General features: G+C 60.6%; 19 protein-coding genes. 12 read left to right on the forward strand and 7 right to left on the reverse strand.

Going from position 1 to position 15,607, the window contains the following annotated elements:
• The first annotated feature begins 274 nt into the window (after nucleotides 1-274).
• From BLQ55_RS05595 to BLQ55_RS05605, 3 genes are all read left to right on the forward strand, one after another.
• Nucleotides 275-745, forward strand: coding sequence for a hypothetical protein (locus BLQ55_RS05595; protein ID WP_072407983.1), 471 nt, complete (start codon nucleotides 275-277; stop codon nucleotides 743-745).
• A gap of 220 nt (nucleotides 746-965) precedes the next feature.
• Nucleotides 966-1,859: a sensor histidine kinase gene (locus BLQ55_RS05600; protein WP_092252849.1), complete on the forward strand. Its 894-nt coding sequence runs from the start codon at nucleotides 966-968 to the stop codon at nucleotides 1,857-1,859.
• Complete coding sequence (locus BLQ55_RS05605) at nucleotides 1,856-2,515, forward strand: response regulator (RefSeq protein ID WP_092252851.1); 660 nt, start codon at nucleotides 1,856-1,858, stop codon at nucleotides 2,513-2,515. The genes BLQ55_RS05600 and BLQ55_RS05605 overlap by 4 nt, the downstream gene beginning before the upstream one ends.
• On the opposite strand, the gene yegS is transcribed toward BLQ55_RS05605, so the two are convergent.
• Nucleotides 2,499-3,416 carry a lipid kinase YegS gene (gene yegS / locus BLQ55_RS05610; RefSeq protein ID WP_092252853.1) on the reverse strand — a complete coding sequence of 306 codons (918 nt, stop codon included), beginning with the start codon at nucleotides 3,414-3,416 and terminating at the stop codon, nucleotides 2,499-2,501. The genes BLQ55_RS05605 and yegS overlap by 17 nt on opposite strands.
• Nucleotides 3,417-3,732: 316 nt before the next feature.
• Between yegS and BLQ55_RS32420 the strand changes: the two genes are divergently transcribed.
• Entirely contained in the window at nucleotides 3,733-4,041 is a 309-nt protein-coding gene (locus tag BLQ55_RS32420) for a hypothetical protein (protein ID WP_256326538.1), read from the forward strand.
• Between the two features lie 58 nt (nucleotides 4,042-4,099).
• Here BLQ55_RS32420 and glp read toward each other — a convergent pair whose 3' ends face one another.
• A complete protein-coding gene (glp, locus tag BLQ55_RS05620; protein ID WP_176814186.1) occupies nucleotides 4,100-5,287 on the reverse strand; it encodes a molybdopterin molybdotransferase MoeA in 1,188 nt (395 codons plus the stop codon).
• Nucleotides 5,288-5,309: 22 nt separating this feature from the next.
• Complete coding sequence (moaB, locus tag BLQ55_RS05625; protein ID WP_053120541.1) at nucleotides 5,310-5,849, reverse strand: molybdenum cofactor biosynthesis protein B; 540 nt, start codon at nucleotides 5,847-5,849, stop codon at nucleotides 5,310-5,312.
• 78 nt (nucleotides 5,850-5,927) lie between these two features.
• Between moaB and mobA the strand changes: the two genes are divergently transcribed.
• Nucleotides 5,928-6,530: a molybdenum cofactor guanylyltransferase MobA gene (mobA, locus tag BLQ55_RS05630; RefSeq protein ID WP_092252857.1), complete on the forward strand. Its 603-nt coding sequence runs from the start codon at nucleotides 5,928-5,930 to the stop codon at nucleotides 6,528-6,530.
• 74 nt (nucleotides 6,531-6,604) lie between these two features.
• Nucleotides 6,605-6,826: a YgdI/YgdR family lipoprotein gene (locus BLQ55_RS05635; protein ID WP_092197592.1), complete on the forward strand. Its 222-nt coding sequence runs from the start codon at nucleotides 6,605-6,607 to the stop codon at nucleotides 6,824-6,826.
• 77 nt (nucleotides 6,827-6,903) lie between these two features.
• On the opposite strand, the gene BLQ55_RS05640 is transcribed toward BLQ55_RS05635, so the two are convergent.
• The 3 genes from BLQ55_RS05640 to BLQ55_RS05650 form a co-directional block, all read right to left on the reverse strand.
• Nucleotides 6,904-7,794 carry a pseudouridine synthase gene (locus BLQ55_RS05640; RefSeq protein ID WP_092197594.1) on the reverse strand — a complete coding sequence of 297 codons (891 nt, stop codon included), beginning with the start codon at nucleotides 7,792-7,794 and terminating at the stop codon, nucleotides 6,904-6,906.
• A gap of 72 nt (nucleotides 7,795-7,866) precedes the next feature.
• The gene (locus BLQ55_RS05645; RefSeq protein ID WP_060738522.1) at nucleotides 7,867-8,187 is read right to left on the reverse strand and encodes a hypothetical protein; all 321 of its coding nucleotides are present in this window, start codon (nucleotides 8,185-8,187) and stop codon (nucleotides 7,867-7,869) included.
• Between the two features lie 92 nt (nucleotides 8,188-8,279).
• Nucleotides 8,280-8,516, reverse strand: coding sequence for a glutaredoxin family protein (locus tag BLQ55_RS05650; RefSeq protein ID WP_060738523.1), 237 nt, complete (start codon nucleotides 8,514-8,516; stop codon nucleotides 8,280-8,282).
• 189 nt (nucleotides 8,517-8,705) lie between these two features.
• Between BLQ55_RS05650 and BLQ55_RS05655 the strand changes: the two genes are divergently transcribed.
• Nucleotides 8,706-10,418 (forward strand): cation:proton antiporter, encoded by a 1,713-nt coding sequence (locus BLQ55_RS05655; RefSeq protein ID WP_092197596.1) that lies wholly within the window; start codon nucleotides 8,706-8,708, stop codon nucleotides 10,416-10,418.
• Nucleotides 10,419-10,447: 29 nt separating this feature from the next.
• Here the strand turns inward: BLQ55_RS05655 and BLQ55_RS05660 are convergent, their stop codons facing one another.
• The gene (locus BLQ55_RS05660) at nucleotides 10,448-11,656 is read right to left on the reverse strand and encodes an ammonium transporter (protein WP_092197795.1); all 1,209 of its coding nucleotides are present in this window, start codon (nucleotides 11,654-11,656) and stop codon (nucleotides 10,448-10,450) included.
• Between the two features lie 338 nt (nucleotides 11,657-11,994).
• Between BLQ55_RS05660 and BLQ55_RS05665 the strand changes: the two genes are divergently transcribed.
• The 5 genes from BLQ55_RS05665 to BLQ55_RS05685 all read left to right on the forward strand — a co-directional run bounded on the left by BLQ55_RS05665 (nucleotide 11,995) and on the right by BLQ55_RS05685 (nucleotide 15,606).
• The gene (locus tag BLQ55_RS05665) at nucleotides 11,995-12,309 is read left to right on the forward strand and encodes an ElaB/YgaM/YqjD family protein (RefSeq protein ID WP_060738526.1); all 315 of its coding nucleotides are present in this window, start codon (nucleotides 11,995-11,997) and stop codon (nucleotides 12,307-12,309) included.
• A 2-nt stretch (nucleotides 12,310-12,311) separates the two neighbouring features.
• On the forward strand, nucleotides 12,312-12,701 hold the full coding sequence (locus tag BLQ55_RS05670) for a phage holin family protein (RefSeq protein WP_092252859.1): 390 nt from the start codon (nucleotides 12,312-12,314) through the stop codon (nucleotides 12,699-12,701).
• The gene (locus BLQ55_RS05675; protein WP_092252861.1) at nucleotides 12,698-13,033 is read left to right on the forward strand and encodes a hypothetical protein; all 336 of its coding nucleotides are present in this window, start codon (nucleotides 12,698-12,700) and stop codon (nucleotides 13,031-13,033) included. The genes BLQ55_RS05670 and BLQ55_RS05675 overlap by 4 nt, the downstream gene beginning before the upstream one ends.
• Nucleotides 13,034-13,159: 126 nt before the next feature.
• On the forward strand, nucleotides 13,160-14,488 hold the full coding sequence (locus BLQ55_RS05680; protein WP_053183171.1) for a deoxyguanosinetriphosphate triphosphohydrolase: 1,329 nt from the start codon (nucleotides 13,160-13,162) through the stop codon (nucleotides 14,486-14,488).
• A gap of 491 nt (nucleotides 14,489-14,979) precedes the next feature.
• Nucleotides 14,980-15,606, forward strand: a complete 627-nt coding sequence (locus tag BLQ55_RS05685) for a response regulator transcription factor (protein WP_014337291.1) — start codon at nucleotides 14,980-14,982, stop codon at nucleotides 15,604-15,606.
• Nucleotide 15,607 lies beyond the last annotated feature (1 nt).

The following is a 15,607-nucleotide window of genomic DNA, read 5'->3' on the forward strand; positions in this document are numbered from 1 at the left end:
AGGCACAATCAGGTCCAACCTGATATTCCCGTTATCCAATAGCCATTAATGTGACGCCATTCTCATTGCTGAACGGAGTCAGGCCTTTGTACGCGACCACAGGACATCGGACCTGCAGCCTTTCGGCCGATCCCACCCGTGTAATCGTTTACGAATTCACCTTCGTTAAACGGCACGGGAGTGTCGTCGCGCGTCCGTCCGCGGTCGACCTTGAGATCCAGCCGTTCGCCATACGCGGTTTCCTTTCGCCTGACATGATGTTGTGGAGATAAGCATGCCGAACGATCGTAGGAACTGGAATCAACGTCTTCCCGAATTTCTGATCGAGGCCGAGACACTGCTGGCCAAATCGGAGGAATGCCTGAGTCATCTGCAATTGATCAACAATGACAAGGACGCCATCGATTGCATGCTCAGCACCTTGCTGAAACTGGCAAACAAGGCCAATGCCCTGGCGCTGGAAGCCGTTTCGGAGTTTTCCCTGCATATCCATGGCTTGCTCAGCCACGCGCAAAACCACATGGAATTGCATGACCAGGCCCTGGATGCCTTGAAGGATTGCTTCACCCTGATGGCCTGGCAATTGGAACTGGTCGATCACACCACCGGCCAGTTGAGCCTGGACAACAGCGAACAAACGTCCTTGATCGAGGCGTTCGCTTTCCAGGTTGGCCAGAGCCCCGACCAGGCATTGGCAGCGTCACGTCCGCTGGCGTTGGTTTCCTATCCCCAGAAACAAGCCTGATACGATGGCAATGCGCCTGCTCCCTAGTGCTTTCACGGCACCATGCCGAGCGCGACCAACGATAGGCGAAGTGGTACTATCTCCCGCGTCAGCCACTTCCAGGCAGCGCCGTAATAGCCGCCAACCGAAGCTGCCTTCGACCTGAGACGTTTACCCGACCCGGCCTGTCAGATGAGCTGACCGGCCTGCCCGCAGCGAACATTCATTGGCTCCATCCGCTATGCACGCCAGCCTCAAGTCATTCATCACCTGGCCTCCCTCCCGAGAAAACGCCCGTCGCTTCACATTATTATTGTGCATGTGCTCGACCCTCGGCTGCCTGCTGACCTACCTGTACGCCCATACGGTGCCGCTGGGCCTGCTGGCCCTGAATGTCGCGGCCTTGAGCTGTGTCTGGATCCACCATCGATTGTCGCGCAAGTCCATCAAGTTCCAGCCCCAGGAGTTGGCCGACCGGTTGCTCGAGGTCCAGGAGAATGAGCGCCATCGGCTCAGCCGCGAATTGCACGACGACATTGGCCAATTGCTGACCGCGGCGAAACTGCAAGGCGAATGGCTCAAGCGGCGGATGCCGGAAGAATTGCAAGGTCAGTGCGCGCTCCTGTGCGAGACCCTGGACGAAACCCTCAACAAGGTCCGCGACGTATCGGCGATCCTCAACCCCAGGGAACTGACCAGCCTCGGGCTTGAGGCCAGCCTGCGGGCGCACCTGCTCAAGACCCTGGCCAACGTCCCGGTGAAGTGGAGCCTCGATTGCCAGCAGCGCATGACGGGTATCCCGGAGGAGATGTCGGTCGCGGTGTTCCGGATCACCCAGGAAGCGGTCACCAATATCTTGCGCCATGCCCGGGCGACGAATCTGCTGGTACGCCTGCAACGCCTGCCCGACGGCCTGACCCTGCTGATCAGCGACGACGGCCAGGGATTTGTCCCGGCCAGCCACCCCGCTCGCGAAGGTCAACGGGGCATGGCCGGCATGTCGGAACGGGTCGAACAACTGGGCGGCACCCTCAAGGTCGTGAGCGAAGCCGGCAAGGGCACGCACATCGAAGCACGCTTTCCCTGGGCACCGCGTGCCCTGGAGCGAGCCAGCAAGAATAAGGTTCTCCTTTGATTTGTAATTTACTTCTGGTCGATGACCACTCCCTGATCAGGGCCGGCGTACGCGCCCTGGTCATGGATATCCCGGACTATGCCGTGATCGGCGAAGCCAATGACGGCACACAATTGTTGGAGCTGGTGGAACGGCTGAACCCCGACATCGTGCTGCTGGACATTTCCATGAAGGACACCAGCGGCCTGGATGCCTTGCAACAGCTCAAGCGGGTGCGCCCCCACAGCAAGGTACTGATCCTGTCGATGCATACGGATCCTGCGCTGATCATGCAGGCGCTGGAATCAGGCGCCCATGGCTACCTGCTCAAGGACACCACCGCCACCGAGCTGAAACACGCCCTGGAAGCGCTGCGCAATGACGAACGCTACCTGAGCCCGGCCATCGCCCACACGGTGATCAACCAGGCGCTGACCCGCGTCCAGAGACATCAGCCGGACCCTGCCCAGGCCCATAACCTGACGGCACGCCAGCTGGAAATCCTGCGGCTGATCGTACGCGGCAAATCCACCCGGGAAATTGCCAATGGGCTGAACCTGAGCGTCAAGACCGTGGAAACCCACCGGGCGCAAGTCATGAAGCGCTTGCAGATCCATGACGTGGCCGGCCTTGTGCTGTTCGCGGTGCGTGAGCAAATCATCAGCCTGGATGACTGACCGCCGTCGCGCCGCCCAACAGCGGCGAATCGGACGGCAGGTGCAGCCGCAACGCCTTCGGGCGGACAGTGAAGCGCAGGGTGTCGACCTGCAACGGTTCGCCATCGAGATTGATGTCCAGGCCTTGCGCGACCTTGATTTCCACCCATGGCAAGCGCGCGCGGACAAACATGTTGTCGATGCCCAGGCCGCCCGCCAGCAAGTCCTTCAACGTACTGACCACTTCCTGGGGCGCCGGCAGGATGCTGATGTCCAGCAACCCATCATCAGCCAACGCTTGCGGGCACAGCACATGACCTCCCCCCGCCTGCCGGCCATTACCGATGCCCAGCGCGAGCAAATCGCCCTGCCAGTAAAAATCGGGGCCCTGCAACTCACCATAGGCGGTACTCAGTTCACTGAATCGAGACAGGCCCGTGAACAGGTAGGCGGCGCCGCCCAAGACCTTCTTGAGATCTTCGGAGGTGTTCGCGGTCACCTGGCTGCCAAAACCGCCGGTGGCCATGTTCAGGAAAATCCGCCCGCCGACTTCACCCACATCAACGGCCTGCGGCGCAACGTCCAATAGATCCAGGGCCTGCGCGGGTTCCAACGGAACACCCGCCGCCCGGGCGAAATCATTGGCCGTGCCCAGCGGCAGCAATACCAGGCTGGCATCGCTGGACCTCTGGGCGATCGCTTCGGCGATATCACGCAAGGTTCCATCACCGCCGCCGGCGATCAGTCGCGTATAACCGGCATCCAGGGCTTCATCGACGCATCGCTGGGCATCACCGGCTTCCCAGGTCAACCGCACCGCCAGCTCCCATCCCTGTTCGCGCTTGAGCATCACTGCCGAGCGCACCTCTTCGTTGAGCGCTTGCTTGCCATGCAGAATCAACAGCGCCTTGCCTTTGCTCATCGTGGTCTCCGTCATTGGAAGGTTCAGGCATGGGACCTCTCATTGGCGCGAAAAAGCCCGGCGCGTCTCAATTTATTAGACGAGCAGGATGGATGGCCCGATCGACATGCCCCGATTCGAAGAGTTTTCTTACAAGATCTGGCGAATCAGCTCAATTGACCCTCTAGCGGTATTGAGACACCTTGGCTTCATGTTTTGCTGGATCGCTTAAACCCTCATCAGACAAGGAAGCATTCTCCCATGGATGGATACGTCACGGCCCGCAGGGGCCGGATCAGTCGCTCGAACAGTTATGGCCAAGGGGATGGACCGTCCCATGCATAACCGTGAATACAAGCTGTCGCCCCGGCAGCTCGCGTCCTTTGGAAGCGGGCGCGCCGATACTCGAAACGAATGCAAAAGTTGCAGTAATCCCGTTGGAGGAATTGATTTGGAACCGCGCGTCGTTGAACTGGAAACCCACCTCAAATACATCCGCAAAGACATGGATGAAATACGCACCGACGTCAAGGTGATCCGCCACAGGCTGGCCTATTCGGCTGGCGCCGCGGCGGTGGTGCTCGGTCTGCTGGGCTGGATCGCCAACAATCGATTCGACCAGTTGGTGATGCTGCTCACGCGATAGCGGTGAGACGCGCAAAGGCCCGGGCGTCCAACTCGGGCCGGAGAACAGCTGCCAGGTGCTAGCCCAGGACTTCGCTCAAGGGAATGAAGCCCACTTCGTCGCCCTCCACCAGCGTCTGTCCCTCGAGCACCTCGACCAACCCGTCGGCCCAGGCCGCGCTGCGCAGGACACCCGAGCTCTGGTTTCGGTAGATGATCGCTCGACCATTCTCCATACGGCCTCGCAGGTACTCTCGGCGACCGCCCGCCTTTGGCCAGGCGAAACCGGCCGGCACCTTGAACTTGAGTGGCGCCACCGATTGAACGCCTTGGCGTCGCAATAGGTAAGGCCTTGCCAGCAGGGCGAACGTCACGAGGGTCGAAGCGGGGTTTCCAGGCAGGCCTATGACCGGCACGCCACGGTAATGCCCGAACGTCAACGGCTTACCCGGTTTGATGGCGAGTTTCCACAGCGCCAGCTCGCCCTCCTCGCGCAAGGCGATACCCAGGAAGTCCGCCTCTCCCACCGATACCCCACCAGTGGACAGGATCAGATCGACATCCGACAACTGTGCCAGGCGCTCACGGGTGGCCGACAAATCGTCGGGCAGGATACCCGCGTCAACCACCTCGCAGCCCATGCGTTGCAGCCAGCCACACAGCAGCACGCGGTTGCTGTTATAGATCTGGCCAGGCCCCAACGCCTGACCGGGCTCGACCAGTTCATCGCCCGTGGACAGGACGGCGACGCGGGCCTTGCGCACCACCTCCAGCGATGCACAGCCCAAGGACGCCGCCAAGCCCAGCTCGATCGGCCCCAGACGAGTCCCGGCAGAAAGGACTTGCTCGCCAACGGTGGTCTCCTGCCCCTGGGGACGAATGTTCTGCCCACTGACCATGAGCTCGGTAAACCGCACCCGCTGGTCGCTTTCCACCACGGCGTGTTCCTGCATCTCGACGCAATCGGCGCCGGCAGGGACTGGCGCCCCCGTGAAGATCCGCGCGCAGGTACCAGCGGCCAACGGCTCCGGAGCCTGGCCGGCGAAAATCCGCTGGCTGACCACCAACGGCTCGCCATTCCAGTCCGCCAGCCGCAAGGCATAGCCATCCATGGCGCTGTTGGGCCATGGCGGCAAATCAAGGGTCGATACCAGATCCTCGGCGAGCACTCGCCCTGACGCCGCGGCCAAAGGCAAATGTTCGCGCTGAACGATCGGCGCGGCCGCCGCCATCTCGAGCAGCCGCTCCAACGCCACTTCAACAGCCATCAAGGCGCCGGCCTTGCCCGGTTTACCCACGGGATTCACAAGGGGCTGCCTGTTTCAAATGGGCCACGAAGTTGCACGGACGATGCCGCACATCCAATTGTTCGGCCAGGATCCCATCCCATCCGGTACGCACCGCGTTGGTCGATCCCGGCAGGCAACAGACCAGCGTGCCATTGGCCAGGCCCGCCAGCGCGCGGGACTGCACAGTGGAAGTGCCGATGTCGGCCACTGAGATCTGGCGGAACAACTCGCCAAACCCATCGACCTGCTTGTCCAGCAGACACGTGACGGCTTCCGGCGTGCTGTCACGCCCCGTGAAACCGGTGCCGCCGGTGATCAGCACCACTTGCACCACGTCTTCGGCAATCCAGGTCGCGACTTGCGCCCGGATCTTGTACAAATCATCTTTGAGCAGGACCCGCGCCGCCAGGTTGTGACCGGCCGCCGTGAGCCGATCGACGAAGACCTGCCCGGACGTATCGGTTTCCAGGGTACGGGTGTCACTGACTGTCAGCACCGCGATATTGAGCGGCACGAAAGGTACATCAGCCTTGGCTTTCATAGGCTCGTCCAGTTGTGGAGGAAACAGCCCGGTGTTATATCACAGCGCCTTATTTTTTCGCCCGTGCGGAGACACGCCATGACCTCGATTACGCCGCTGCCATCCTGCTCCATTCTGCTCTTGGCGGGTGGCCGTGGGCAACGCATGGGCGGCCAGGACAAAGGCCTGGTGCAGTGGCAAGGCGAACCGCTGATTGCCCATATCCATCGCCAGACCCGCGCCCTGAGCGATGACCTGATCATTTCCTGCAACCGTAATGCGCAACGATATGCAGCGTATGCCGATCAGTTGGTGCATGACGAGGAAAGCGACTTTCCCGGGCCATTGGCGGGCATCCGGGCGGGTCTCAAGGCTGCGAGGCACCCATATTTGCTGGTGCTGCCGTGCGACGTGCCGCAGGTCGACGCCAGCCTGCTCGATAACATGCGCAGGACGGCCAGCCAGCACCCCGATCAGCCATTGATGGTGCGGCACGGCGAGCATTGGGAACCGCTGCTGTGTGTCATCCCGTTGGCCCTGGCAGCGAGCTTCGAAAAAGCCTGGAGCGAAGGCGAACGCAGCCCCGGTCGAATCATGCGCGCGCTGCACGCCGTTGCCTTGCAATGCCCTGCCGACGATCCGCGGCTGGCCAATCTGAACACCCCGGAGTTACTGGCCCGACATAAAGGCGTGTCAGATTGACACTAGCCAGGAACTTGCGCGCAATGTATACGTCTGAAGGTCAGTAACTTGAAGAATCCATTCGGAGAAACACCATGATACAACGGACCCTCGCCACGTTCATGCTCGCTCTGGGCCTCGCCACCCTTGCCGGGTGCGCTTCGCCAACAGTGATCACCTTGAATGACGGTCGCGAAATCCAGGCCGTCGATACCCCCCATTACGATGAAGAAAGCGGCTTCTACGAGTTCGAGCAACTGGATGGCAAGCAGACTCGCGTGAACAAGGATCAGGTTCGTACCGTTAAAGACCTGTAATCTTCAGCGCTACCGCCAGATACGAAAAGCCCGCAACATTTGCGGGCTTTTTTATGCCTGGTCAAAAATCATGGGCGCTACCACTGCAATGTAATCTCGCTCTGGAATACACGCTCCTGGCCAGTGACCGGGTCGATGAAACGCAGCCCTTGCGCCAGCAGCTTGAGCGGGTTGGCGTAGTCATCCTCGGCGTCCCGAAGCACGTCAGGGTAAAACGGATCGTTGCAGATACCCGCTCCCAGGGCATTCATATGCACCCGCAACTGGTGTTTCTTACCCGTGACCGGAGACAACCCGTAGCGCCACAGGTCACCGTGTCTTTCCAGGACTTCGATGGTCGTTTCGGTATTGGGCTCGCCCGGCCCTTCCTGCATCCGAAAGAACGGCTCACCATCGATCATCCGACTTCTATGCACCCGGGGAAAGGTCACTCCAGGCAACGCACGGGCGATGGCCTGGTAGCGCTTCTCGATCTGCCGCGTCGGGAATAACGACTGATACGCCGAACGGGTGTGCGGATTGGCAGAAAACAACACCAGCCCGGCCGTGTGCCGGTCGATGCGGTGCAGGGGCACCAGATGCGGGTTGTCCAGCCGCCGGATCAGCCGCCGCAACAAGGTTTGCTCGACGTATTCGCCCGCCGGAGTGACAGGCAGAAAATGCGGTTTGTCTGCCACCACCAGATGCTCGTCGGCATACAGGATCGACTCCACCACCGGGATCGGCTTCTCGTCGGGTACTTCACGGAAGTAGTGGATGCGCAGGCCTTCGCGGTACGGCAAGTCGACATGGATGGCCTTGCCCTCCCCGTCCAATACCCGGCCCCGGGCGATCCGGTCCAGCCACTGCTCGCGACTGATGGCGCTGAAATGCTCGCACAGGCACTCCAGCACCGTCGGCCAAGACCCGGGCGGCAGATACAGCGTACTGGCCTGATGATGAGCGGCGGAAAACGATGAACCGGACATTGAAAACTCTCAGGCGTTTTTGCAGGGCGGCATTATCCGACAGTCGCACCGGTCAGCCCAGCGATGATTGCTTTACGCCGTGACCGACGTCGATTTGGCCGCCGCTTCGGTGAACTCCTTCAACCAGCGCAGCACGTCCACCGCCTCCCAGCGGCCTGGATCGTACAGTGCGTACAGCAAACCCTGGTAACCCACCACATCCAACTGTTTGTGATAGCCGGCACGCTGGAACAACGCTTCGATCTCGGCGAAACAGGTGTTGAAATGCAGTTTATTGAAGGGCGTCTTGCCTTCGGTCACCAGGCCATCCAGGCGCAGCTCCAGGACCGCCTCACGCACAACGTCCGCGGACATCCTGTTTACGCTGCTTTTCAGTTGTTCGACATTGACCAAGGGGGTGCACTCCAGATAGCTGTATGAACATACAGTAACCGAAGCTCGCTACTTTCGCCAACCGCTGTCTTGGGAACCGAAGGACGAACCGCTCAACGGAGGAAGGTCACGATCTGTTCAGCCTCGAAGGGCCAGTCCAGCTCGGCACCGGTATCCAGCCTGCGCAGCACGGGGATACGCAGGCCATAATCGTCCACCCAGGCTTGACGTTCCGAAATGTCCACCAGCTCCACCAACAATCCATGTTCGACGAAAGGTATCAGTTCAGCTTCGGCGACCTCGCAAAGATGACACCCCAGGGTGCCGAACAACTGGCATTCAGGAAGCATGGCAGGTAGACCCAAAAAACATAGACGGTCATTCTAGGCCCGCCTCGGAAAACCGTCGAGTCGCTGGCTCGCTTCCGGGTGTTTCGGTAAAACGCTGATGCAAATCACTGAACATAAATGCTTTTCCAGCGACGCTGATCACGTTTTCCCCTCTACGCTGTGCGTTGTAGCCTTGAAACGGAGTTCCCCTTGTTTGCCAACCTGCTGATCATCCTTGCCTCGTCCCTGGTGGTCATCGCCCTCTTCAGGCGGCTGCGCCTGCCGCCCGTGCTGGGTTATCTCTGCGTCGGGCTGGCGGTCGGGCCTACCGCGCTGGACTGGGTCAACGACAGCGAAGAACTGCCAGACCTGGCCGAGCTTGGGGTGGTGTTCCTGTTGTTCTCGTTGGGGCTGGAGTTTTCCCTGTCGAAAATGCTCGAACTGCGTCGGGTCGTGTTCGGCCTCGGCAGCCTGCAGGTGTTGTGTTCCGGGACGCTGCTGGCGGGATTGCTGGCCGTGTGCGGCGCGCCGGTGAGCGCGGCGCTGCTGCTCGGTGCGGGGCTGGCCTTGTCCTCCACCGCCATTGTCAGCAAGGAGTTGACCAGCCTGGGCGAGATCTTCAGCAGCCACGGCCAGAACGCCATTGGCGTGTTGTTGTTCCAGGACGTCGTCGCGGTGCTGCTGTTGACCCTGGTGCCGGTCTTCGCCGGCAGCAGCGAGCATCCGTGGTACTGGGCGCTGCCGCTGACCCTGGGCAAGACCCTGGTGTTGTTCGGCGGCCTGCTGCTGGCCAGCCGGCTGCTGTTGCCCCGGCTGTTCCATGAGGTGGCGGCGTCCCGGTCCGCGGAACTGTTCGTGCTGCTGGCCCTAGTGATCGTGCTGCTGACGGCGTGGCTGACCCACTTGCTCGGCTTGTCGCCGGCCCTGGGGGCTTTCCTGGCGGGCATGTTGCTGGGGGAAAGCCACTACCGGCATCAGATCGAAGCCGACATACGCCCGTTCCGCGACATCCTGCTGGGGCTGTTTTTCGTCAGCATCGGCATGCTGATCGATCTGCAACTGTTCCGCGACGATGGCCTTTTGATCCTGGGATTGACCCTCGCCTTGATGCTCCTCAAGGGCTGCGTGGTCGCCGCCCTGGTGAAATGGCGCGGCAGTGACGGGGAAACCGCCTGGCGCAGTGGCCTGGCCCTGGCCCAGGGCGGCGAATTCTGTTTTGCCTTGATGGCACAGATGCAACAGAACAGTCTCATGCCCGCCGACATCAGCGGCCTGCTGCTGGCCGCGACATTCTGCTCGATGCTGCTGACCCCACTGTTGCTGCGTGCGGCGCCACGCATCGCCGCGCGCCTGCATCGCAAACCCAACGAAGAGGCGCAACTGGACCAGATCAGCGCACTCAATGCCGGCCTGTCGGATCACGTGGTGATTTGCGGCTACGGGCGCGTCGGCCAGTCCATCGGGCGCTTCCTGCGCCGCGAAGGCCAGGCGTTCGTTGCCCTGGATGACGACCCGGTGATCATCCGGGAAGCCACCGTCGGGGAAAACTGCGTGCATTACGGCGATTCGCGACGGGGTGACCTGCTCGCGGCCGTTGGCTTGAGCCGCGCCAGGCTATTGGTGATCGCGGTGGACAAGACCGACATCGCCATCACCGTGCTCAAGGCGGCTCGGAGGGTCAACCAACAGGTGCCGATCCTGGTGCGCACCCGAGACGACAGCCAATTGGCCGAGTTGCAGGCAGCCGGGGCCAGCGAAGTGGTCCCGGAACTGTTGGAGTCGAGCCTGATGCTGGCGTCCCACGCCCTGATCATGCTCGGCCTGCCCGAACAACAGGTCCGGCATCATGTGGATCAGGTCCGTCATGATCGCTATCGCCTGCTCCACGGTTTTTACCCTGGCAACCAGGACAAGGAGCCCTAGTGTCCTGTATCACAAATACTGTGCAACGATCAGTCCTGGCTGACCGCGCCGATCTTGTGGATCGACAGGTCGGCGCCGTAATACTCTTCTTCCTGGGTCAGGCGCAGCCCCAGCACGGCCCTGATCACGCCATAGACCGCGAACCCACCGGCCAAGGCGACGACAACGCCCAGCGCCGTGCCGATCAACTGGCTGATCAGGCTGACCCCACCCAGGCCGCCCAAGGCACCCTGGCCAAAGACGCCACAGGCAATTCCACCCCAGACCCCGCACAACCCGTGCAGCGGCCAGACGCCGAGCACATCGTCGATTTTCCACTTGCCTTGGGCCGCCGTGAAGCACCAGACGAACAAGGCACCGGCAATGGCACCGGTGGCCAGCGCGCCCACCGGGTGCATCAGGTCGGAACCGGCACAGACCGCCACCAACCCGGCCAGCGGGCCGTTGTGCAGGAAGCCTGGGTCATTGCGCCCGACAATCAATGCCGCCACGGTACCGCCCACCATGGCCATCAACGAATTGACCGCCACCAGCCCGCTCACCCCAGGCAGGGTCTGGGCACTCATCACGTTGAAACCGAACCAGCCGACAATCAGGATCCACGAGCCCAAGGCCAGGAATGGAATGCTCGAAGGCGCGAACGCCACCAGGCGACCGTCCCGGTAGCGGCCATTACGCGGGCCGAGCAAAAGCACCGCGGCCAACGCCAGCCAGCCGCCCATGGCATGCACCACCACGGAACCGGCGAAGTCATGGAAACCAGCACCGAACCGAGCTTGCAACCAAGCCTGCAAGCCAAAATTGCCGTTCCAGACCAAGCCTTCGAAAAACGGGTAGACAAACGCCACGATCAACACCGTGGCGCACAACTGCGGCGCGAACCGCGCACGCTCGGCGATACCGCCGGAAATGATGGCCGGGATCGCGGCGGCAAAGGTCAACAGGAAGAAGAACTTCACCAGGCTGTAGCCATGATCGGCGCTGAGTACCGACGCTGGCTGCAGGAAGGTCACACCGTAGGAAATCCAATATCCGACAAAGAAGTAGGCCAGGGTCGAGACCGCGAAATCGCTGAGGATTTTCGACAGCGCATTGACCTGGTTCTTCTGACGGACCGTTCCCACTTCAAGGAACGCGAAGCCGGCATGCATGGCCAGGACCATGACCGCGCCGATCAGGATGAACAGGGTGTTGGAGCTGTGGACGAGACTGTCCACGGCACTTTGCATATTTTCCATGGTGTTGGCAGACCTGAAAAAGTTGAAAAAAGCACCAAACCGGTTCGCCTGCCCCATGAGCGCACCAAGTTGAAACGACTCATTGGCCGCGAGCAGGCCAATGAACTGCTTTGGTGCGTAGATCGGGCAAGAACGAAGTCCCGTTTCGAGGTGCTTCGCGGGTTTTGATTTATTGGTTAAGGTTTTACGGGCTTTCGCCCAGCTTCAGCGCACTGGCACAGGCTGACGCACCAGTACATGGCAGAAGCCTGAGCAAAAGTTGTACCAGCCACTTGCACTGAACCTTCCGGCAAGGCTCATACTCGAACGCTTCAGACGTCACTTACGGAGATTCACCCATGGCCAGAACCCAGGCAAAGACTGCTCAAGAAATCCTGATGGAAGATTTTCAGACGCTGGTCAGCGACACGGAGCGTTTGCTCGATCACACCGCGACGCTGGCAGGCGATCAGGCCGATGCGCTGCGCGGCCAGATCCACGAAACCCTCCTGCGCGCCCGCGAAACGCTCAAGCTGACCGAAGACTCCATGCGCGAACGCGGCCAGGCTGCCGTAGTCGCCACCGAGGAATACGTACAGGCCAACCCTTGGCAATCGGTGGGCATTGCCGCGGGCGTCGGTTTTCTGATCGGTCTGTTGGCGACACGGCGCTGATCATGGCTATCGACGAATCCGGCTCGTCCGAAGCGGGCACACAACCCACAGCGCGCCGCCTGGGCGCCGCGTTTCTTGGCTTGCTGCACAGCCACGTCGAACTGTTCGGCATGGAGTTGCAGGAACAGAAGGCACGCACCGTGAGCCTCCTGCTGTTCGCCGGCCTTGCGCTGGTGTTCGGCCTGCTGCTGTTGGTCGGGCTTTCGGCGCTGGTGCTGATCCTGGTATGGGACACCTATCGTCTGTCGGGCATTATCGGCCTGTGCCTGTTCTACCTGCTGGCGGCCCTGTTCTGCGGTCTGCGGCTCAAGGCAGCGATCTACGACGAGTCCTCTCCTTTCAACGCCACCCTCGAAGAACTGGCCAATGACCGGGAGCGCCTGCTGCCATGAGCCTGCCTGATATTCCTCAAGCCCGGACACGACAGGAAATGCGCAAGGCACTGGTGCGCCTGCGCATGGAAATGCATCGCCAGGAAATCCGTCAGGAGACACGCCAATTGCTGCAACCCTTGCATCGGGTGCGCGGCTTGACGCAAAGCTGGCACGAAGGTTTCGGCATCAAGCATGCGCCACTGTGGGGCGTGGCGGCAGTGTCCCTGCTCGGCTTCCTTACCGGCAAGCGGACCCGCCATGGCGGTGGCGGTGGCTTGACAGGCCTGATCCGTCTGGCAACGACATTGCTGCCGTTGGTCAAGCTGGCCAAGGGCCTGCGCAAACCCTGACGACCGACACCCTGTGGCGAGCGCCACAGGGTTATGTATCCGGTCCGTGCAAGCCCATAGGCCTTGCAGGGCGTCCCACGAACCGGGAAGCTAGGGCATCGACATCATCGAACGGAGCAACCGGCCTTGGATTGGCATACCCTGCTGACTCGCGAACGTCTCGGAAAACCGCTGCACAGCCCGCAGGAACTGGGCCGTAGTCCCTTCCACAAGGACCACGACCGCATCATCTTTTCCGGTGCCTTCCGCCGCCTGGGGCGCAAGACGCAAGTGCATCCGGTTTCCAGCAACGACCACATCCACACGCGCCTGACTCATTCCCTGGAAGTCAGTTGCGTCGGGCGCTCCCTGGGCATGCGCGTGGGAGAAACCATCCGCAATGCCCTGCCCGACTGGTGCGAGCCCAGCGACCTGGGCATGGTGGTGCAATCGGCTTGCCTGGCCCACGACATTGGCAACCCGCCGTTCGGTCATTCCGGCGAGGACGCCATTCGCTATTGGTTCCAGCAGGCAGCCGGACGGGGTTGGCTTGATGCGATGAGCGAGGCCGAGCGCAACGACTTCCTCAATTTCGAAGGCAACGCCCAAGGCTTCCGCGTCCTCACCCAGCTTGAATACCATCAGTTCGACGGCGGAACCCGGCTGACCTATGCCACCCTCGGTACGTATCTGAAATACCCCTGGACCGCCCGCCATGCCGATTCCCTGGGCTACAAGAAACACAAGTTCGGTTGCTACCAGAGCGAACTGCCACTGCTGGAGCAGATTGCCCACAAGCTCGGTTTGCCACAGATCGAGGATCAACGTTGGGCACGACATCCACTGGTGTACCTGATGGAGGCCGCCGATGACATCTGCTACGCGCTGATCGACCTTGAAGACGGCGTGGAGATGGATCTTCTGGAATACCCACAGGTGGAATCGCTGCTCCTGGACCTGGTGGGCGACGATCTTCCGGACACCTACCGGCAACTGGGGCCACTGGACTCGCGGCGGCGCAAACTGGCGATCCTGCGAGGCAAGGCCATCGAACACCTGACCAACGCCGCCGCCCGGGCGTTTGTCGAGCAGCAGGAAGCGTTGCTTGCCGGCACGCTGCCAGGGGACCTGGTGGAACATATGCACGGCCCGGCCAAACGCTGCGTGTTGAATGCCAAGGACATGGCGCGCCGGAAAATCTTCCAGGACAAGCGCAAGACCCTGCATGAAATCGGCGCCTACACCACGCTGGAAATCCTGCTCAACGGCTTTTGCGGCGCAGCCCTCGAACAGCACGGCGGCCGCACGCCTTCGTTCAAGAATCGCCGCATTCTCGACCTGCTGGGGAACAATGCGCCGGATCCCAATGGCCCTTTGCATGGCGCGTTCCTACGAATGATCGACTTCATCGCTGGCATGACCGACAGCTACGCCAGCGAAATGGCCCAGGAGATGACAGGCCGCACGCGCCAATAAAAGGCCCCTTTGCAGCACCTCGAAAAAATGTGGGAGCGAGCTTGCTCGCGATGACGCAGGCACATCCAGCATCGATGCGCACAGATCCACCGTCATCGCGAGCAAGCTCGCCCCCACAGGGTGCGGTGGACATGGATCGTGCAGCCACCTCGCTCCCACCGGGGACTGGCGGTGCATGTGGATTTTGTAGCGCCACCCCACAAGGAGTTTGAAGTAGATAAATAAATGTATGGCTCACACCAACCTCGATTAAAACGTTTCCTTTGTTTGCACAAACAACGCAATCAAAGAAATATCCCTTCACACACGGCTAACTCTTCCTCCCTCTTATTGTCATCCACCTACTAAAAAACCGATTGCATCGTAATATCTTGCCTCTTTTTTTGTAGGAAACTTCTGAAATTGAAGTTGCATGCCCGTCTCTTCGTACGACCCTGGCTGTAAGTGGGCTAAGGTGCGCGCTTTATTCAAGTTCGCAGGGTAATTTATTCATGAACTCCGTTTTCATTGTCGACGATCATCCGGTCATCCGCCTCGCCGTTCGCATGCTCCTGGAACATGAGGGCTATAAGGTCGTAGGAGAAACTGACAACGGCGTCGACGCGATGCAAATGGTGCGCGAATGCATGCCAGACCTGGTTATCCTGGACATCAGCATCCCCAAACTTGACGGGCTGGAAATTCTGTCACGCTTCAACGCCATGACCACGCCGCTCAAGACACTGGTGCTCACGGCACAGTCGCCGACGCTCTTCGGTATCCGATGCATGCAATCCGGTGCCTCCGGCTACGTTTGCAAACAGGAAGACCTCAGCGAACTTGTCAGCGCGATCAAAGCGGTATTGTCCGGCTATAACTATTTCCCCAGCCAGGCGCTGAACCCGGTACGCCCGGATGATCCACGCAGTATAGAGCTGGACCTGTTCAAAAGCGTCAATGATCGGGAACTGATGGTACTGCAACTTTTTGCCCAGGGCCGAACCAACAAGGAAATAGCCAAGGGGATGTTTCTCAGCAATAAAACCGTCAGTACTTATAAAAAACGCCTGATGCAGAAACTCAAGGTCAAGTCCTTGGTCGAGCTGATTGAAATGGCGAAGCGCAACGCGCTGGTGTGAG

Origin of the sequence: Pseudomonas sp. NFACC13-1, from assembly GCF_900104425.1 — a bacterium.
GTDB lineage: Bacteria > Pseudomonadota > Gammaproteobacteria > Pseudomonadales > Pseudomonadaceae > Aquipseudomonas > Aquipseudomonas fluorescens_AA.